This is a genomic window from Candidatus Accumulibacter meliphilus (genome assembly GCF_036625345.1).
In the GTDB taxonomy this organism is placed as follows: Bacteria; Pseudomonadota; Gammaproteobacteria; order Burkholderiales; family Rhodocyclaceae; genus Accumulibacter; species Accumulibacter meliphilus.
This window is the reverse complement of the sequence record NZ_JAZKTZ010000003.1, coordinates 162968-181694: the sequence shown is the minus strand read 5'-3', so window position 1 is coordinate 181694 and position 18727 is coordinate 162968. Positions and strand designations below refer to the sequence as shown.

General features: G+C 59.5%; 19 protein-coding genes and 2 pseudogenes. 11 read left to right on the top strand and 10 right to left on the bottom strand.

Translation table 11 applies throughout. The features are described from left to right. Window positions 1-170: 170 nt before the first annotated feature. From V5B40_RS07200 to V5B40_RS07190, 3 genes are all read left to right on the top strand, one after another. Window positions 171-662, top strand: a complete 492-nt coding sequence (locus V5B40_RS07200; RefSeq protein WP_332353840.1) for a helix-turn-helix domain-containing protein — start codon at window positions 171-173, stop codon at window positions 660-662. A 364-nt stretch (window positions 663-1026) separates the two neighbouring features. Then, entirely contained in the window at window positions 1027-1560 is a 534-nt protein-coding gene (locus tag V5B40_RS07195) for a bacteriohemerythrin (protein WP_332353839.1), read from the top strand. A gap of 133 nt (window positions 1561-1693) precedes the next feature. Continuing rightward, window positions 1694-2299: a MarC family protein gene (locus V5B40_RS07190; RefSeq protein WP_332353838.1), complete on the top strand. Its 606-nt coding sequence runs from the start codon at window positions 1694-1696 to the stop codon at window positions 2297-2299. Window positions 2300-2505: 206 nt separating this feature from the next. Here V5B40_RS07190 and V5B40_RS07185 read toward each other — a convergent pair whose 3' ends face one another. Further along, a complete protein-coding gene (locus V5B40_RS07185; protein ID WP_332353837.1) occupies window positions 2506-2985 on the bottom strand; it encodes a hypothetical protein in 480 nt (159 codons plus the stop codon). Window positions 2986-3098: 113 nt separating this feature from the next. Further along, a complete protein-coding gene (locus V5B40_RS07180) occupies window positions 3099-3899 on the bottom strand; it encodes a transglycosylase (RefSeq protein WP_332353836.1) in 801 nt (266 codons plus the stop codon). Window positions 3900-4128: 229 nt separating this feature from the next. Here V5B40_RS07180 and V5B40_RS07175 point away from each other — a divergent pair, with 229 nt between their 5' ends. Further along, window positions 4129-5241, top strand: coding sequence for an ISAs1 family transposase (locus tag V5B40_RS07175; protein WP_291997237.1), 1113 nt, complete (start codon window positions 4129-4131; stop codon window positions 5239-5241). On the opposite strand, the gene V5B40_RS07170 is transcribed toward V5B40_RS07175, so the two are convergent. From V5B40_RS07170 to V5B40_RS07145, 6 genes and pseudogenes are all read right to left on the bottom strand, one after another. Continuing rightward, a complete protein-coding gene (locus V5B40_RS07170) occupies window positions 5221-6129 on the bottom strand; it encodes a hypothetical protein (protein ID WP_332353835.1) in 909 nt (302 codons plus the stop codon). The two genes, V5B40_RS07175 and V5B40_RS07170, sit on opposite strands and share 21 nt — an antisense overlap. Next, entirely contained in the window at window positions 6102-6590 is a 489-nt protein-coding gene (locus V5B40_RS07165; protein ID WP_332353834.1) for a hypothetical protein, read from the bottom strand. The genes V5B40_RS07170 and V5B40_RS07165 overlap by 28 nt, the downstream gene beginning before the upstream one ends. A 528-nt stretch (window positions 6591-7118) precedes the next feature. After that, window positions 7119-8225, bottom strand: coding sequence for an IS91 family transposase (locus tag V5B40_RS07160; RefSeq protein WP_332353824.1), 1107 nt, complete (start codon window positions 8223-8225; stop codon window positions 7119-7121). Then, window positions 8222-8377: pseudogene (locus V5B40_RS07155) on the bottom strand (tyrosine-type recombinase/integrase); the annotation flags it as partial. The gene V5B40_RS07160 and the pseudogene V5B40_RS07155, both read right to left, overlap by 4 nt. Continuing rightward, complete coding sequence (locus tag V5B40_RS07150) at window positions 8305-9138, bottom strand: tyrosine-type recombinase/integrase (protein ID WP_332353823.1); 834 nt, start codon at window positions 9136-9138, stop codon at window positions 8305-8307. The pseudogene V5B40_RS07155 and the gene V5B40_RS07150, both read right to left, overlap by 73 nt. 544 nt (window positions 9139-9682) lie before the next feature. Further along, complete coding sequence (locus V5B40_RS07145) at window positions 9683-10489, bottom strand: FRG domain-containing protein (protein WP_332353833.1); 807 nt, start codon at window positions 10487-10489, stop codon at window positions 9683-9685. A 334-nt stretch (window positions 10490-10823) separates the two neighbouring features. Between V5B40_RS07145 and V5B40_RS07140 the strand changes: the two genes are divergently transcribed. The 6 genes from V5B40_RS07140 to V5B40_RS07115 all read left to right on the top strand — a co-directional run bounded on the left by V5B40_RS07140 (window position 10824) and on the right by V5B40_RS07115 (window position 15644). Continuing rightward, window positions 10824-11726: a Druantia anti-phage system protein DruA gene (locus V5B40_RS07140; protein WP_332353832.1), complete on the top strand. Its 903-nt coding sequence runs from the start codon at window positions 10824-10826 to the stop codon at window positions 11724-11726. After that, window positions 11723-12748 (top strand): transposase family protein, encoded by a 1026-nt coding sequence (locus V5B40_RS07135; protein WP_332353831.1) that lies wholly within the window; start codon window positions 11723-11725, stop codon window positions 12746-12748. The genes V5B40_RS07140 and V5B40_RS07135 overlap by 4 nt, the downstream gene beginning before the upstream one ends. A gap of 73 nt (window positions 12749-12821) precedes the next feature. Then, a complete protein-coding gene (locus V5B40_RS07130; RefSeq protein ID WP_332353823.1) occupies window positions 12822-13655 on the top strand; it encodes a tyrosine-type recombinase/integrase in 834 nt (277 codons plus the stop codon). Continuing rightward, the gene (locus V5B40_RS07125; RefSeq protein WP_434735846.1) at window positions 13598-13738 is read left to right on the top strand and encodes a hypothetical protein; all 141 of its coding nucleotides are present in this window, start codon (window positions 13598-13600) and stop codon (window positions 13736-13738) included. Before V5B40_RS07130 ends, V5B40_RS07125 begins: the two co-directional genes overlap by 58 nt. Then, window positions 13735-14841 carry an IS91 family transposase gene (locus V5B40_RS07120; protein ID WP_332353824.1) on the top strand — a complete coding sequence of 369 codons (1107 nt, stop codon included), beginning with the start codon at window positions 13735-13737 and terminating at the stop codon, window positions 14839-14841. The genes V5B40_RS07125 and V5B40_RS07120 overlap by 4 nt, the downstream gene beginning before the upstream one ends. A 266-nt stretch (window positions 14842-15107) precedes the next feature. Continuing rightward, a complete protein-coding gene (locus tag V5B40_RS07115) occupies window positions 15108-15644 on the top strand; it encodes a hypothetical protein (protein WP_332353830.1) in 537 nt (178 codons plus the stop codon). On the opposite strand, the gene V5B40_RS07110 is transcribed toward V5B40_RS07115, so the two are convergent. Further along, complete coding sequence (locus tag V5B40_RS07110; protein WP_332354164.1) at window positions 15626-16762, bottom strand: IS4 family transposase; 1137 nt, start codon at window positions 16760-16762, stop codon at window positions 15626-15628. The genes V5B40_RS07115 and V5B40_RS07110 overlap by 19 nt on opposite strands. A 465-nt stretch (window positions 16763-17227) precedes the next feature. After that, window positions 17228-17965, bottom strand: coding sequence for a hypothetical protein (locus V5B40_RS07105; RefSeq protein WP_332353829.1), 738 nt, complete (start codon window positions 17963-17965; stop codon window positions 17228-17230). Between the two features lie 127 nt (window positions 17966-18092). Here V5B40_RS07105 and V5B40_RS07100 point away from each other — a divergent pair. Then, window positions 18093-18515: pseudogene (locus V5B40_RS07100) on the top strand (transposase); the annotation flags it as partial. Window positions 18516-18727: the final 212 nt, after the last annotated feature.

The window sequence follows — 18727 nt, the reverse complement described above, 5'->3', positions numbered from 1 at the left end:
GGTCACCAGCGGCTGCAACTCATGCAGCTCCTGCATCTCCTGTAGCGTGTGCCGGCTGCTCGGACTGCAGTTTTTCTGCTATGATGCTGAGCCCGATTGTCAGCAAGATGTTGCGATATGTCAACAGTTTCTTGCGAGTTTTTCCTCGTTTTGTTTTTTACAGGTTGTTAATGACTGGATCTGCCGCCAATCCTGGCTCCAAGCCAAATACGACGACAGCCGAGCGGGCCCTCGATCCGCGACCGTTTGCCGACATCGACGCCGGCGCGCTCTCAGCGCGCTTGAAAGCGGCCATCGGCGACGAGTCGGTGTCGTCGTTTGCGCGCCGCTGCGGCATGGCCGAGTCGGTGCTGAGGACTTATCTCAGAGACGGGCGCATGCCGCCGCTGGACAAGGCTCTGGCCATTGCCGCCGTGGCCGGCGTCAGCGTCGACTGGCTGGCGACCGGGCGCGGTGCGCGTGGCATCGCGCAAGTCAGGGCCGCCTACACGGTGAACTCGGAAAGTGCTGCTGTGGCCGAGGCTCCGGTGCTTAACACAGCCGTGCTCGAAGGCATTGTCAAGGCCGTCCTGCAAGGGCAGGGCGGGCGCGCCTCGCCGGAACATCTTGCCGCCATGATCGTCGATCTTTATCAACGCGCGCTCGATCGCGGCACGCCCTGAGCAGGCCGGCCGCGCACTTGCCCCGCTGGCCCGCTTCCCTGCTGACCTGCGCCCTCTGTGCGCCTTGCGATCGCCAAGAAATCATCTCTCCGGGAAGAGCAGAAGTGAGACTTTTGAATCGTTTTGTTGTGGGTGGGTCGTATAGGATAGGCAAAAATCCTGCTTCAACGCAGCGGCGGTGGGCACAGGCAGCCAGCCCGCCCGCCACGCGCTTACCGCCGGCATGGCGGCTCATTTTCCTGATGAAGACGAAGGAGCTGCTGCGAGTTCTCGATACAACGAGGGCCCTGAATTGCGCGAGCGATCTGGCTGGCCATGCTCGAAACCAAGGCGGTAGAACGCTGAATTCTAGAGGAGAAGGATCATGGCTATGAGCTCACGCGCCATGTTCGACGGTCGCATGTCAGGGGTTCACGGCTTGACGAATTTTTCGCTCAAGCAGTTGATCGCCTGGGATGGTCGTCTCAATATCGGCCAGCCGCAAATCGACGCCCAGCACGAGGCCATCTTCGCCCTGGCGGTGAAAAGCTCGGATGTCTGGCGCAAGCACGGCGATGTCGAGCAGTTGCAGCGGATGACGGCCGAGCTTCATCAGGCGCTCGAGGAGCATTTCCTCTACGAGGAAGGGGTGCTGGCGGAATTGGGCTACGAAGACCTCGCCGAGCACCGCTTCGAGCATCAGGTGATGCTCGACGAGATGCAGCTCATCCGCGCTCGGGTAGACCAGATGGACCAGGAAAACGACAACGCCGAACCGGGATTTCTGCTCATGAATTACATCCTCAGCGCGACCGTCGGCCACATCTTTCACTATGATATGGACTATGGCGTCCTGGCCCGTGCGGCGGTGGGAGGAGCGGGGCCCGGGACAGTTCCGGCTCTTCCCGTGCTTTCTTGAGGCGGCGCGGAGCTGTTATCCTGCACAGCCAACGACCTCGCATCATCGCCCTTCCCGGTGCAGCCGATCGCGGCGCTGGTCTTTCGAGGCCTGACGCTTTGCGATCCACCGCTGAAAAACTGCCCATCCATCGATGAACTACACTTTCGCCTCGGCGACCATCCTGCTGATCCTGATCACCGATCCGGTCGGCAACATTCCGATTTTCGCCAATGCCCTGCGCTCGGTGCCGCCCGAGCGCCGCGCGTGGGTGATTTTGCGCGAGGTGCTGATTGCCTTTGTCCTGTTGCTGACTTTCATGTTCGTCGGCGATGGCTTCTTGCGGCTGATGAACCTCAGCGAGCTGTCCCTGCAAATCGGCGGCGGCGTGATCCTCTTTCTGATCGCGTTGCGCATGATTTTCCCGCAACCGGGCCTTACCGACGGGCCCGAAACGATCGGTGAGCCGCTGATCGTGCCGCTGGCCGTTCCGGCCATCGCCGGGCCATCGGCTTTGGCCACCGTGCTGCTGCTGGTTTCGCAGGCGCCGGAGCGGCGCCTGGAGTGGATCGGCGCCTTGTCTATCACGATGGCCGTTTCCGCCGTCGTGCTGGTGCTCGCCGAACGCATCCAGCGCATCGCCGGCGAGCGCTTCGTGGTGGCCCTGGAACGTCTGATGGGGCTGGTTCTGGTCGCGGTGTCGATCGAAATGATGTTGCGGGGAATCAAGACTTTCGTCCTGCAGCTCGCCAGCAGCTGACGCAATCGCTACGCTCGACCAGCGACTCGTACAAGCTGATGGCGCGCATCGCCAAATCGACGATGCCCAGAGTGCGCAATGCGATCGAGCTCGTCCAGTAGGTGGGTGGACTGGTGAAGCAAAGGGATTCCGTTGGTGGCGGCTGCCAACAACAACAGGCGCGCCTCGCCTGTGTTCGTTCGCACGAACCTCTACCGGCTCGCAGCTCACTGAAGGGGGGACGTGCCGGGCAAGCCCGGGCCACGTTTGTGCTTCAGGCGCGTGAGCTCATCGTTCTGGTAAAGCCAGTCTTCGCCGGGAACTACGCCCTCACCGCGGTTGCGTGGACCGCCAGGAATCGATATCACTATCCGGTCCTGCTCGACGGTGATCGATGGTTGGGCGCCGCCGCAGAAATCGATATTCGTCGATCGACTGGCGGGGCCGTCCGTTCGCAGCCCGAGCAGCCATAGCGGGCCGCCGTCACACGCGTTGCCCGCCATCTGCTGCTGAAAGATCACGACTTGCGAGAACGGTTTGGCGGGTAATCTGGAGTAAACGAGAATTTCCGGTCTCGGCGCGCCGGCGTTCGGATCCTGTTCATCGCCGCAGTCAGTCGCGATCAGCCTTTTTCCGTTGATGGTCACTTCGTAACGGCAATTGCGCTCAAGTTCGACGATCCTGATCTCACCGGCGACGGTATGCAAAGTGTCCCCATCCGACGCTTGGGGCCTGCCCTGCGCAGCCACGTCAGACAAACCCCAAGCCCAAAGAGACGAAATCGCAAGGAGGAAAGCGGCCTTTGGAGTGCTCAGCCGCATCAACCTTTGCTCGCCGGTTTTAGACCTTCATTGAGCTTGGCCCTGACTTTCGCGGCCGCTTCAGCCTTGGTGACCTTGCCATCCTTGTTGCTGTCGAGGCCCTTGTTCTGCTGGTATGCCATTGATGGGGCCGCGAAAAGAACGAAATCATTGTCTTTACCGACAGCCTTCGGCCAAAGTATTGCCATGTAGACGTCCTCGAGTTGCTTCAGCCTGCCTTGATAAGGAAGAAAGTATTTCTTTACGTAGTCGAGTTGTGTGACCGCCGTCATTTTGGCCAGGTCATCGGTGCTTGTCCCAAGGCCTATGGCCGTTTTCGGCATGAACTGGATCAAGCCCGTCGCGCCACTGCCCGCTAAACTCTTAACCGCGGGATTGAACGTACCGCCAGTCTCGAATGCCATGGCCGCCATCAGGTAGTCGACGTTCACGCCAAGCTCAGTGGCGATGGTGATCACCTTGGTCTTGAATTCCCCGGAAACCTTCTTGCCGAAGGCGATCTCTGGTTCGCCTGTTGCACGAAACGTGGGTGTAATCGGCGCAGTCTCCATGTTGATACCGGCAGACGGGCCTGCGGTCGCCGCATTCGTGCCTGTCTCACTACCACCAGCCATGACGGTCGGCGTGACGCTTGCTGCGTTCGCCTTCGACACTGTCCACGCGAAATTGACCGTGCCGTTACCATTGTCCGTCACGCTTATTTCGATCTCCAGCCCCTCGATACGGGCTTGTCGCCGCAGGCCGGCTTCCATTGTCTGCCGCTCGCTCTGGGGAAGATTAAGGTGTTGTCCGCTTTTCATGACTTATCCTTTCGAACAAGGAATCGATGGTGACTCTTGCAACTGTCGGAAGACCTTCGCCTGCCAGGGCCTAGGCACTCGAATGGCATGGCGTTTCTTGCTGGACCGGCGAAGCGAAAAATCGTTAACATTCATGGACTTATGACAAGGGCTTGTAAACCCCTCTGGAATCAGGTCTACTCTCGTCTTTTGGACGACCGAAATGAGTGTGACGAATGGAGCCAGCCTGATGCGCTGCTTGAGGGAAGTAGACGATCCGCGCAAACCCAGCAATGGAACGCTGCATGATTTTGTGGAGATTCTGGTGATTGCCATGGCCGCTGTGCTCTCAGATTGTGACACCGTCGAAGACATCGCCTATTGGGCGTCCGAGAAGGAGGATTGGCTGCGTGACTTTCTGCGACTCAAGAACGGCGTGCCCTCCAAGAAGACGTTTCTGAGGATCTTCCAAGCGCTGGACCCGAAGCAATTCGAGGTGGCGTTTCGCCGCTGGGTCGCTGAGGTGGTCGGTGCCCTCAATGGCGGCATCGCGGTCGATGGAAAGACCGTGCGTGGATCGGGCAGCGGCGGTGAGACGGCCATTCACATGGTCAGTGCCTTCGCCACAGCATTGGGCGTCGTTCTTGGCCAGGAAAAGGTCGCCGCCAAGAGTAACGAGATCACCGCCATCCCGGAACTGCTCCAGGCCCTGGATATCAAGGACTTGCTGATCACCATTGACGCCATGGGGTGCCAGAAGAACATCGCCCGTCAGATCACCGACCAAGGCGGTGACTACCTGCTTGCGGTCAAAGGCAACCAACCGGCGCTGCTGGAAGCGATCGAGACTGATTTCATTGACCAATACCAATCGGAAGCCGTCGACCGCCACCGCCAAATCCATAAGTCCCGTGGTCGGGTCGTCGGCCAAATCGCCTCGGTCCTGCCCGCAGAAGGGACCGTTGACCTGGCCGATTGGCCCAAGTGCAAGACGATCGGTCTGGTCGACTCCTTGCGCAAGGTCGGCGATCAAGAGTCGAACTTCGAGCGGCGCTATTACATCAGCTCTCGCGAATTGACCGCCGAACAACTTGCCGTCGCCGTGCGCGGCCATTGGGCCATCGAAAATCGACTTCACTGGGTGCTCGACGTCAGCTTCGGTGAGGATGCCAGCACCGTACGTAAAGACAACGCCCCACAGAATCTTTCCCTCTTGAAGAAGATCGTTCTCAATCTGATTCGGCTGGATACCACCGACCAGAAGAAAACCAGCTTGCGCCTAAAGCGCAAGGCAGCCGCTTGGGATGACGACCTCCGGGCGAAGATCATGGGTCTCGTCAGACTATGCCATTCGAGTGCCTAGGCCCTGCTTCGCCTGCCATGCCTCAGTCGCCGGTTGGTCATCGGAAATAAACGATTGGGTGTTTAAGCCATCTGGGTCGGGTCCTCCTACGCAAATATAGGCTTCTTTTATCGCTCTGAAGCGATTATCTATTTCTGCTTGATCAGTGATGCCAGGCGGGTTGGCATAAAGGCGTAGCGCCCTCGCCGCCTCGGATTGTGACAGTCCGGAGGCAACGTTCATCGCGCGCGCCGCTTGTTGGGTGAATTCATCCCGGATCCGATCGTTTTTGGCCAGGAAGCGGGCAGCCTGGCCGGTCGCGAAGAACTGGGCGTTGCGAAGCCCGGTCTCACTTGCTGTTCCCGCAGTAGCCGCGGTGTCGATGGAGGCGAGTATCGCAGGGTACACGTCAAAAGCATCCTTACCGGTGCCAACGGTTCCGATCGGAATATACGAGAATTCCTTGCGTCTAAAGCCAAACGTCAGGCTGTCCGGCAAACCGGTAGTGAAGCCCACTTTCAGGCCGGTAGTCGTCGCCGTACCAAAGAACATGAGCTTCTTGCCGCCGCTAAGCTTCGGACCGCGCTCTGACGACTGGAGCGGATCGGCTCTGGCCTTGACGACGATCTCCGCAGCATCGCCGGTCGCGTAGACCTGGCGGATTCGCGGGTTGAAGATTGCGCCGTCGGACTTGACCAATGCGATCACGGGCGGGATCTCGCCATTGTCGTAGCGCGGGCCTATGTACCCCTCCACCCGATCATAGGCGAGGCTTGCCGACGCCGGTTTCGAATCCAGGTCGATTCCGATCGAAGTCTTCGTCACGAACAACACGTGGTCGGGTGCCGCACAAGCGGCCACAACCAGTATCGACCCGACCATCAGCGTGGCGTTCGCGTAATTTCGCATGGCTTTCCCTCCGTACAATATTGCAAGCTGAGCATATGGATATCGTTACCCGCGTACTCGATATAGACCGATTCGTCGCTTGGAAGTCGAGCGCTGAGCGTGTTGTGACTGTAGCCCAGCGACACACCTGCGAGCGGTGCGACCGCAGAAATTTCGAGCCCGATCGTCATGAACTCCTGCGCCAGTGCCGTGTGATGTGTTGCGGGAAGCCATAGGAAGTACCATCCTGGACGCAAGGTGTCGTCGGCAGGAAAAACGTAGGTTCGTTGCGAGTAACCAAAGTGGGCACCAAAATCGTCAGGACGCGTGCGCAGATGCAATCCGGCAGAATACAGATCCAGAATGCAAGCATCACCGTTTATCTCTACCTTGGCGGCAAGCGTTCCGACATTTCCAATGGCGCATGCACTCAGAGCACCAGAAAACGTCAAGAGGAGAGAGATTTTCGGAGCGCGATTCATTTGGCGAGTGGTCCGCGGTTATTGTTCGTGTTAGTTCTTGGCATTGTTGCCGACGTTTTGGAGCACGACGCCGGCCAAAAACATCTATTATTTTAGTGCTACCAATTGCCACCCAAGCTCTCCACAATATTGGCGTCGGCGGGACGCGGTTAGCGTGGTTCTATTCATGCAAAGCTAAAGATATCAAGCCAAAAAATAGCAATGAGCAGGGAGGTTCGCTAAATAAGTTTCTAACGAATAAGGATAGATCGTGCGCAGCCACGATCTGATCCGTTTGTTGGACGAGCCCGGGCCGGAGGGCTGAGCGCCCCTTCTGCAAATATCTTTTTTGGATTTACCACGCAGGCATAAACGCCGGAGGGCCGGGAGCGAGAAGTCCCGGCGCGCTGCTGGACAGGCAACGAAGATCTTGCGAATCCGGCCGTTTTGGCGTCCCGGCCACCGAACTCCGGGCGACCGCATCAATCAGCTTGGGGAAACTGAAGTCCCGAACGCGGCCAGATAGCGCTGTGAAGGCGGATTACATGATCAGATGGCGACCGCAACGACCGGTGGCACAGCAACGACACCGGACGACGTCGATCGAATCCGCGTCCTGACGATCACCATCACGGCGCCACAGCACGAGCAAAGCATCGCTGGCCGCTCCTTGCGCGGTGGCGTGAAGCGGCTGGGATCGAACTTCAGCAAGAGATGCAGCAAGCCGATCAGGCGCTTGCAATTGGCGTGCAGGAAGCCGAAATTGCGCGCGCGGCGAAAGCCTTTGGGCAGCACGTGCTGGAGAATCAGCCAGAGGAAATCAGCACCGGTGAGCGAGCGCTTTTCCGACTTGCCGGTTTTCGCGTTGCGATAGCGGAAGCTCACCCGGCCATTCTCGCAGGCAAGGATGTCCTGTTCACGGATGACACCGCGGTAGAGGTAGCGACCGAGGTAGATCAGCGCCTTCTCGCCGCTGCCCACCGATTGGCAGTGCGCCACCCATTCCCGCGGATAGCACGCCGGCAAGCAAATGCCGGCCGCCTCGATCGCCGCCAGCATTTTTGCCCGGAAGACCTTGGCCATCGCCTTCTCGTTGAACAGATAGACGCCGTTCTTGCCGCGCCGCTTGCGTCGCCAGCGCTGCTTCGCTGCATCGAGCGCCGCCGCAGGGACGACGAGATGGACATGCGGGTGGAAGTCGAGCCGGCGCGAGTGCGTGTGCAGGACCGCGATCGCCCCCGGCGTGCCTTGTAACTGCCGGTCGTTCTGGCTAAAGCGGTGCACCGTTTCCCAGGCACAGCGCATCAACAAATCGAAGACGACGTCGGCGTGCGCTGCAGCGAGCCCACGCAATTCAGCCGGCAGCGTGAAGGTCAGCAAAAAGTAGTCGGCCGGGACGAGGCGCTGCATCTGACGTTCCAGCCATTGCTGGCTCTCGTGGTGCTGGCAGTGCGGGCAAAGGCGATGGCCGCAGGAATGCGGAACGAGTTTTTGGTGATCGCAGCCTTCGCACTGGACCTGCATCATCGGGCTGGCCGGGCTGCGGCAATCGCGCATCGCCGAGAGCGCCCGAAGCTGCTCGAAGCTCAGCCGGTGGCGAAATTGCGTCATGAAGTCCGCTTCGAACTGGGCGATGACAGAGCCGAAGCGGATCATCGCGGCGTCCCCTTGCCCACGCGATAGCCGTCCATCAGCGCGTTGATGCGCTCGATGGCGTGATGCCTGGTTTGATCCGTCAGATGGGTGTAGCGAACGGTCGTGAGAATCGAGTGATGGCCGAGAATGCGCTGCACCTCGGTGAGCTCGACGCCGGCCTCGACCAGGTGCGTGGCATAAGCGTGGCGCAAACTGTGTGGCGAAATGTTTTTTTTAGCCCGCAGGATTCGACCACCGCTTTCAGTGCTTTCTGAACGCCGCCGCGGTCGAGCGGCGTCCTGGCCGTGCGTGCTCCCGCCGAGCCGCCGCGGCGATTGGGAAACAGCAGGACGGGATGACGGTGGCGCTGCCAGAAACGGCGCAGGAGTTGGTAGGTGGCCGTCGGCAGCGGCACCAGGCGATCCTTGTTGCCCTTGGCATCGCGGATATGCACACGCCCGCGCGCGCCGTCGATGTCGGCGACCGTCAGCCGCAAGCCTTCGCCCAGGCGCAGGCCGAGACTGTAGAGGGTGAAGAAGAAGACCCGGTAACTGAGCACCTGCGTGGCCAAAAAAATCCGCTCGGTCTCCTCGACCGTGACGATGTCCGGCAGGCGCTGCGAGCGCGGCGGTTTGATCAGACCGGGCGCCACCCAGGGTTTCTTCAGCACGTGCTCGTAGTAGAACTTGAGCCCGTACAGATCGAGCTTGAGCGAACTCCAGGAGTGCGTCTCACGCAGGTCGGCGAAGTAATCCAACAGGTCGGACTCGCTCAGATCGTCGATCTGATGAGCGAAGTAGTCTCCCACCCGGCGCACGGCGCGCGAATACGCCTCGATCGTCTTCGGCTGCAAGCCCTTGAGCGTCAGGTGCTTCTGGTGGAGCTCGTAGTTCGTGTCAAAATTCGTCGTTGCGACAGCGGATATGTCTTCCATCTTGCGGTAACCTCGCATTCATCATGAACATCCCTCGGATGAGGGGCGAGGTGACATCTTGACTTCAACACGACTACAGCGCCGCCGTTTCCTCCGCGTAGCGGCTTCGTCCAACAAGCACGGTCAAGAGCGGCTGACGTTGTATGGATTCGAATTCCGGAGATCTGAGAACCGAAACAAGGTAAGGCTTGCCAGCAATCGTGTTTCTTTCATGGGCTCGAGCTCGTTCTCCTTTCCCCAGCCTTTGTTATATGCTTCAATGATCTGTGGGTCACTGCGCCCGACCAGTAAAGATTGCGGCCATCGCCAATTTTTAGCGTCTGAAAAACCTGCTTTGATGGGCATCCAAATACTGAACGTGTCTCATACGGGAATAAGCTTAAAACATGCACTACTTCTTGTGTTCTTAGGCTCCAAATTCGCCCCTTCCGCTTCATTAGGGCTGACGGCGGGCATTAACTCGCGTTAAATTCCCGAGTTGGCCCGCGTCAGCCAGGCTGCTGCGAGAACCATTCATCTTCGTCTGCAGCGCCGCTTCGAGCGACTATCTCTTAAGGCCGAATCTATCGGATACCGATCGAGCAAGCCCATCCAGATCGGGGAACATCGTCCAGTGATCGATTCCAGCTAGCGCAAGGAACTCCCTTGCACCTGGAATTGCGGATTGCGGAATCTCAATCTTGCCGAGGATGGAGGACCGATCACAAAAAGTATCCTCCAGCGGGCGCCGGTCTAAACCATGAATTGTGAACCATCCGCACTGAGCGAACATTCGCTCACTTCGTTGGTGTGTGTATATTGCAAGTGGCGTTTCCCATAACAGTCGCTCACCCCAATTATATGGGTGCGTTCCGAGAAGCAGCTCCCCGTAGTCGTAGGACCGATTGGCGCCCTCCTCGCGTGCGAGGTATTTTGGATCGAAAAGCCGATGCAAATTCCAGGTTGCTTTGTTTAGTGCGTAGGGGTTCAGCATCCAGACGCAAGGGCTGCGTATGGACGCTTCATCGTGTTCCAGCGTCGCAAAGTACACCGCTACTCCGAACGTCGAGGTCCAGTCGAGCAACCGCGTCGGAAGACCATGATGCTGCATATGAAAGAGGATGTCCCAATCAGTATACTCGTCTTCATAGAGCTGCCTGGCCCGAGCCCTAAACTCAAAGAATACACGCCGCTCCAGCTTCCAGTATTCGTCAAACGATTTCGTCCCCTGTCGATAGAGCGATGGCAACAGCTTGTAGGCGACATCGGCGTGTCCCCGGAAAAAGCACTCCTGGTGCTCTCGAAGCCCAAGGCTCTGCCTAGCTTTACGAACCTCGTCAACGACGCGCGCGAACGCCGCCGACCCGGTCATGCCGTCTCCAGAACGGGTCAATGGCGCGATCCTAAGCTCGATGGTTCGTGCACGCCCACTCCTTCTGCCCGACGAATAGCGTTTGTCGGTCGGCCCGAAAGCGCCTGGCTCAACCGCTGGCGGCTCGTGGTAGATTAACGCTATTCGTCAGGCTTCACTTCCAGGCAATCTATACTTTTCAGCGCTGAAGCATGACGACGCCGGCCCAGTAGTGGCAAGGCGTTGCGGTGGGTAGGCAAAAAAAACCTTCGCACAAGAGGGCTAGACAGCCGGGCGGACTTCTGGCAGGATAGGTGGAGCGTAATCAATCTGCGCTTCAGTCGGAGGTTTTGCGATGCTTGCAACGAGTGCGGGGGAATGGGTGCACTGTGGTCGCGTGTTCAGCGCGACGGAGATTGCCGAGCTCTGCGCGACGGTCGCGTGGCTGCCGGGATTGGCACGCAAGGAGTTGGCGGCGACGGTCTGCGAGCACCTGGGGTGGACCACCCTGACGGGGACGGCGAAGATCAGCGCCTGCCTGGAGCTCCTGGAACGTTTGCAGGCGGCCGGATTGCTGGTCCTACCTGCGTTGAGGCCCTCGCCGCCGCGCCGTTGCGCGCCGCCCTCGGCATCCGCCACCCCCGTTGCCGAGCCGGCGGTGCACTGCGCCCTGTCGGCGCTCGCGCCGGTGTCCCTGGCAGTGGTTCGCGACGCGACCCGGGTGGCGCAGTGGGATGCGCTGGTGGCGCGTTGGCACCCGCTGGGTTTCCAGGGGGCCTTCGGTTACCGGCTGCGCTACTTCATCAAGGCGGGCGACCGGCGGCTGGGCTGCGTCCTTCTGGCCGGTGCTGCCCGCGCGGTAGCCGTGCGCGACCGCTGGATCGGCTGGACGCCCCAGACCCGCCGCGAGAACCTGGCGCGGGTGGTGAACAACAGCCGCTTCCTGATCTTTCCGCACGTCCGGGTGCCGCATCTGGCCAGTCATGTGCTCGGACAACTCGCGCGCCGCGCACGCGCGGACTGGCTCGAACACTGGGGCTTCGAGCCCCTGCTGCTGGAGACCTTCGTCGATCCGCGTCAGTATGCCGGCACCTGCTACCGTGCCGCCGGTTGGCAGTTGCTTGGGGCAAGCAGCGGGCGCGGGCTGGCCCGCCCTGGCCAGTCCTATCACAGCACGCCCCGCCAGGTGTGGGTCAAAGCGCTGACCTCGGATGCTTGCGCCTCGCTGTGCGCCGCGCCGGGGAGCCCGCGGTCATGAGCAAACCTTGCCGTCGCCCGACACGCGTGGCCATCAAGAAACTGCGCTCGGAAAAGAAACGGCAGGAGAAGGTACTGAACGCCAAGCTGCGCGCAACGGGACAAGTCCCCCACTCAGCCGCTCCATTGCCCAACAGAAGCTCGGCCTTCGCGACCGTCGACGAGGAACACCGCGAGGACGCCGTGAGCAAACAGATGCGCCTCCTGCGCAAAGAGCTGCCCGCCTTGCTCGCTCAACTGGAACAAATTCCCGACCCGAGAGATCCCAAAAAGCGCCGGCACAAGCTGACCGTGCTTCTGCTCTACGGCTTGCTGATGTTCGTCTTTCAGTTCTCCTCCCGGCGCGAGACCAACCGCGAAATATCCCGTCCCCAGTTCATGGCCAACCTCCACCTGCTGTTCCCGGAGATCGATACCCTGCCACACGCCGACACCCTGTTTCGGCTGCTGCGCGACATCGACCTTGACCACCTTGAGCAGGCCCACGTCGATCTGGTGAAGCGGCTGATCCGCGGCAAGAGCTTCCGCCGCTATCTGATCAACCACTGCTACCCCATCGCCATAGACGGCTCGCAGAAGGTCGCCGGCGACACCCTCTGGGCGGAGGAACTCCTGCAGCGCACCGTCGGCAAGGAGGAAACCCGCCACACCCAGTACTTCGTCTACGTCCTCGAGGCCAGCTTTGCCTTCCACAACGGCCTGGTCATTCCACTGCTCAGCGAGTTCCTCGAACACGCGCTGGGCGATACCGAAGCGCAAAAGCAGGACTGCGAGCTGCGCGGCTTTGTGCGCTTGAGCGACCGGCTCAAGACGCTGTTCCCCCGCCTGCCGATCCTGCTCCTGCTCGACGGCCTCTACGCCAACGGGCCGGTGATGCGGCGCTGCTTGCGCGCCCACTGGCAGTTCATGATCGTGCTCAAGGACAAGGATTTGTCCACGGTCTGGCAGGAGTTCCGCGCGCTCCACGCCCTGAAGCCACAAGTTGGACGAAGCCGCTACGCGGAGGAAACGGCGGCGCTGTAGTCGTGTTGAAGTCAAGATGTCACCTCGCCCCTCATCCGAGGGATGTTCATGATGAATGCGAGGTTACCGCAAGATGGAAGACATATCCGCTGTCGCAACGACGAATTTTGACACGAACTACGAGCTCCACCAGAAGCACCTGACGCTCAAGGGCTTGCAGCCGAAGACGATCGAGGCGTATTCGCGCGCCGTGCGCCGGGTGGGAGACTACTTCGCTCATCAGATCGACGATCTGAGCGAGTCCGACCTGTTGGATTACTTCGCCGACCTGCGTGAGACGCACTCCTGGAGTTCGCTCAAGCTCGATCTGTACGGGCTCAAGTTCTACTACGAGCACGTGCTGAAGAAACCCTGGGTGGCGCCCGGTCTGATCAAACCGCCGCGCTCGCAGCGCCTGCCGGACATCGTCACGGTCGAGGAGACCGAGCGGATTTTTTTGGCCACGCAGGTGCTCAGTTACCGGGTCTTCTTCTTCACCCTCTACAGTCTCGGCCTGCGCCTGGGCGAAGGCTTGCGGCTGACGGTCGCCGACATCGACGGCGCGCGCGGGCGTGTGCATATCCGCGATGCCAAGGGCAACAAGGATCGCCTGGTGCCGCTGCCGACGGCCACCTACCAACTCCTGCGCCGTTTCTGGCAGCGCCACCGTCATCCCGTCCTGCTGTTTCCCAATCGCCGCGGCGGCTCGGCGGGAGCACGCACGGCCAGGACGCCGCTCGACCGCGGCGGCGTTCAGAAAGCACTGAAAGCGGTGGTCGAATCCTGCGGGCTAAAAAAAACATTTCGCCACACAGTTTGCGCCACGCTTATGCCACGCACCTGGTCGAGGCCGGCGTCGAGCTCACCGAGGTGCAGCGCATTCTCGGCCATCACTCGATTCTCACGACCGTTCGCTACACCCATCTGACGGATCAAACCAGGCATCACGCCATCGAGCGCATCAACGCGCTGATGGACGGCTATCGCGTGGGCAAGGGGACGCCGCGATGATCCGCTTCGGCTCTGTCATCGCCCAGTTCGAAGCGGACTTCATGACGCAATTTCGCCACCGGCTGAGCTTCGAGCAGCTTCGGGCGCTCTCGGCGATGCGCGATTGCCGCAGCCCGGCCAGCCCGATGATGCAGGTCCAGTGCGAAGGCTGCGATCACCAAAAACTCGTTCCGCATTCCTGCGGCCATCGCCTTTGCCCGCACTGCCAGCACCACGAGAGCCAGCAATGGCTGGAACGTCAGATGCAGCGCCTCGTCCCGGCCGACTACTTTTTGCTGACCTTCACGCTGCCGGCTGAATTGCGTGGGCTCGCTGCAGCGCACGCCGACGTCGTCTTCGATTTGTTGATGCGCTGTGCCTGGGAAACGGTGCACCGCTTTAGCCAGAACGACCGGCAGTTACAAGGCACGCCGGGGGCGATCGCGGTCCTGCACACGCACTCGCGCCGGCTCGACTTCCACCCGCATGTCCATCTCGTCGTCCCTGCGGCGGCGCTCGATGCAGCGAAGCAGCGCTGGCGACGCAAGCGGCGCGGCAAGAACGGCGTCTATCTGTTCAACGAGAAGGCGATGGCCAAGGTGTTCCGGGCAAAAATGCTGGCGGCGATCGAGGCGGCCGGCATTTGCTTGCCGGCGTGCTATCCGCGGGAATGGGTGGCGCACTGCCAATCGGTGGGCAGCGGCGAGAAGGCGCTGATCTACCTCGGTCGCTACCTCTACCGCGGTGTCATCCGTGAACAGGACATCCTTGCCTGCGAGAATGGCCGGGTGAGCTTCCGCTATCGCAACGCGAAAACCGGCAAGTCGGAAAAGCGCTCGCTCACCGGTGCTGATTTCCTCTGGCTGATTCTCCAGCACGTGCTGCCCAAAGGCTTTCGCCGCGCGCGCAATTTCGGCTTCCTGCACGCCAATTGCAAGCGCCTGATCGGCTTGCTGCATCTCTTGCTGAAGTTCGATCCCAGCCGCTTCACGCCACCGCGCAAGGAGCGGCCAGCGATGCTTTGCTCGTGCTGTGGCGCCGTGATGGTGATCGTCAGGACGCGGATTCGATCGACGTCGTCCGGTGTCGTTGCTGTGCCACCGGTCGTTGCGGTCGCCATCTGATCATGTAATCCGCCTTCACAGCGCTATCTGGCCGCGTTCGGGACTTCAGTTTCCCCAAGCTGATTGATGCGGTCGCCCGGAGTTCGGTGGCCGGGACGCCAAAACGGCCGGATTCGCAAGATCTTCGTTGCCTGTCCAGCAGCGCGCCGGGACTTCTCGCTCCCGGCCCTCCGGCGTTTATGCCTGCGTGGTAAATCCAAAAAAGATATTTGCAGAAGGGGCGCTCAGCCCTCCGGCCCGGGCTCGTCCAACAAACGGATCAGATCGTGGCTGCGCACGATCTATCCTTATTCGTTGTGCAGCGCGGTTGGGGAAGACGCCGACAACACTTCAGCTGGGTCAACGACATCGACTACGCCTTCGCTGCCAACGGGCGTCAGCGTCTCAAGCTGAATCTGGTGGTCTGTGAGGAAAGCTGGGAGAAGATCGATGAACAGGCCAGGACCGTCACCGAAACATCGCGCCACGCCTGGCTCTCCAGCCAACCGCTCAGCCAAGACAATGTCCATGAGCGCTGCAACCTCGGGGCCCGCCACCGCTGGGGCATCGAAGCGGGCTTCCTCGTCGAAAAACATCAGGGCTACCACTACGAGCATGCCTTTGCCCTCGACTGGAATGCCATGAAAGGCTATCACCTCCTCATGCGCCTGGCGCATGTGTTCAATACCCTGGCACGCTTCACCCGACAGCTACGCGATCTCTATCAGCAACTCGGCGTGCGCGGTGCCATCGCCTTCATCCGAAGCTCCTGCGCCGCCAATGCTCTCAACTTACCAGAACATAGTCATACTCCATTTTTGTAAGCGTGGGATAGATGGGGCTTTTGAGTGAAGTTTCTGGGGTATGACCGGTCTGGTTTTATGCGGACGAGGTTCTTGATGAGTTCGTCGAAGACGGAGGTGATATTTTCGAGAGCATCCCGACCCTGGAGGAGCCAGCGTCCGAGGGTACGCTTGATACGAGAGAAGGCGTCGCCGCGGTTGATGAAGTAACGTGCGCAGATGTTGGGATCGAGAGATTCACTGGCGGCGTGGACGGCCAGAGCATTGATGTTGTCGCAGAGGATTTTAGCGCTGAAGTCTTGTTGTGCGGCCAGCCAGGACATGCCCGAGAGTTGCTCCAGTGCCAGACGGTGCTTGATCCGTTTGAACGCCTCCTCGATTCGCCACCGAGAGTGATAGAGGCCCCCGAACGCGGCGGCGGGGAAGGCGTTCATGTCGAGGAGCGAGGTGACGAGGACGCGCACCTTGTGGCCGAACACCTGGCGAATGAGGCGAACTTCGCTCGGCGTGGCGGCGATTTCGTAGTCGAGCGCGTCCTGTTTGCAGGGGGCTGGCAGCATCACAACCTGCTCGGCCAAGCCCGATCGGCGGAATGCTTGGATAGCGCTGAAATTGAGGCTATCGGCCCGCATGCAGAAATGGCGTTCTCGCTGCAACAAGACGGCGAAGAGCCAGTAGGCCGGGTAACCTCGGTCGAGTACCAGGATGTCATTGGGACGGAGCTTGCCGAGGTGTTCGAAGAGCATCTGACGCTCGCCGGTGTTGGGGGAATAGAGCTTGGCAGCCAGGGTCATTTCGATACCGGGCAGATAGAGCGCGAAGCCAATGGCGTCGACTATGTGGCGGACGAATCGCTTGCCGTCACGGGTCTTCCCGAAGAGGGTCAAGCGCAGGACTGTGGCATCACCGGCGACGACGCGCAGGCCGTACCAGAGGGGAAAACCGAACTGCGCATCGACCAAGGCCAGGAAATGATCGTTGAGGAGTTCAAAGGCTGCGCTCGAGACCTGCATCCTGGCTTTGGCAAAGGCCTGCGCCGAGACTTCTCGCAGCAGATCGGCGCGGTTGGCCAGGTTGGCAAAGAACGCGTCTAGTTCCGACTGCACTTTGGAGGTGTATCCGCCGAGCATGCAGGCGATCAGGCGGGGGAAACTGAGGATGCCGGTTCGTGAGAACGCTTTTTCTGTCAGGCGCGACTTGAGGAAAAAAGCTTGAGAAAAAAGGAACTTAGAAAACGAGTCAACGACGTTGACATAACGATCTTGGCATATAAAATTTTACATCCGTATCAATGGGATACAGATCATGCCGGGTGCTGCTCCGGCGCGCAACCCATTTCGTGCTTTGCTGATCAAATTATGACAACGGCGCGTTAGGTTGGGAGCATTGCCTGCGCCGCCCCCTGGCTCGACCCAGCACGAATCCGCGCGCTCCTCGCCGCTCCATTCCTGCTTCAACTTGAGTGACCTCACACAGGCGTACCCGAAACATCCTCTCGAGCGCGGCGTACGCCGCGTTCGGAAAGGCTCGCCTGGCGATCGTACCGCCGTCCAAAAAATTCTTTCGGCATCCTCCTGGCTGACTCCACCACCCGTCCTTTGCCGCTAGCCAACCGCAATTTGACCGCCTCGACCGCAAAAGCGGGCGTTACCGGCAAATGAGCCTGATTCGGCTGGGTCATGCGTCAGGGCTGGAAAGGCGTTCTTATACTTGTCCTCTGCAAGGAGATCTGATAGCGTCAAGTCTTTGACGGCGACAGTTTCCAGAGCTGCTTTATCGGAAACAAATCTATCAATGAAACTCCGATGCAGGAGATACAGCACTTTCCCGTTTTGATCGACGACTGGTAATCGGTTTTTGGAATGCTTGTCAAGTACATCGTCAATTATATTAGACCTTAGTTTTATATTTTTTGCCTCTTCCGCATTAGGTAGAATAAGTTTTATTGTGCTCGCATCATCCATCTTTATCATTACGTCTGCGACAGATATGCTTTGTAGCTTTTGTTCAGTCGTTAACTGTTTAACCAGGTCCGAGGTCTGCTTGGCAGCCGCGACGAAGTTTTCCTTTGAAAAGTAGAAGGCCAGGACAGTTCCGACCCAAGTGCCTACAAGCGGCAAGATGATTGCTAATATGTCCTTGACGTAGGAGAAACGAGTCCCCGAAGGTACGTCTGTTCCCGAGAATAATGCGACCATTATTGCGGTAAATCCCAAGATTCCGGTAACTATAAGCGCGAAGTATGTTACTTTTTGCCCAATCATTGCTCTGAAATTCGATTCTTCCTGAGAGCCAGGTTGAGAGACAATCTGTTCTCCAGGCGGCGTTTTGGCTTCAAGCATGACTTTCCCCTTGTTGGTGGCAGAAGCGTTTTGATGCGCAGGCTCGGAATAAATCTGAGAAGCGTTGGTGCAGTATAAGGACAGGATCCCCAGAGTCGGGGCCGACCGGCAATAGAGGAAAGGCCGGATGGCAGTGAGGGTAAGGTCGGACACTGGCGAGGCGACGCCAGAGAAGCGGTATGGGGTGACGAACTGGTCTGATTACGAGCCCGCGCTGGCCAATCGGGGCAACCGCACGATCTGGTTCGACCACGTCAGTGTCAAATACAACTGGACGGTGGCGGTGCCGGTTGGTAGGCGCAAGCCCGGGCTGTACTCTGAGACGGCTATCCAGACCTGTCTGATGATCAAGGCTCTGTTCCAGTTGCCGTACCGCGCCACCGAAGGTCTGATGGAGTTGTTGATGCGCCTGTGCCAACGGGACCTTCCCGTACCGGACCACACCCACATGTCCCGGCCTGCGGGGGCGATCTCGGTGACAGTTCCGCATCGACCGTGCAATGGGCCGACACATGTCGACTCGACCAGACTGAAAGCTGGCGGCGGTGGCGTTGTCAGATAGGACGCGATCGACCTTCATTTGCATTTCACGCGGGGCTGTTCATATCCGGAGAATGGAGCATTAATTGGTAATTTGCTATTTGTGAGTGCCTTACCCTCAAGCTCGACGGTCTGCTAACCCCCGTGTTTAGAGGCTACAGATTTAAGTTTTCTTGCACTACGGTCGTTTTGTATTGCTAGTGAAAAACGCACGGACGTGCG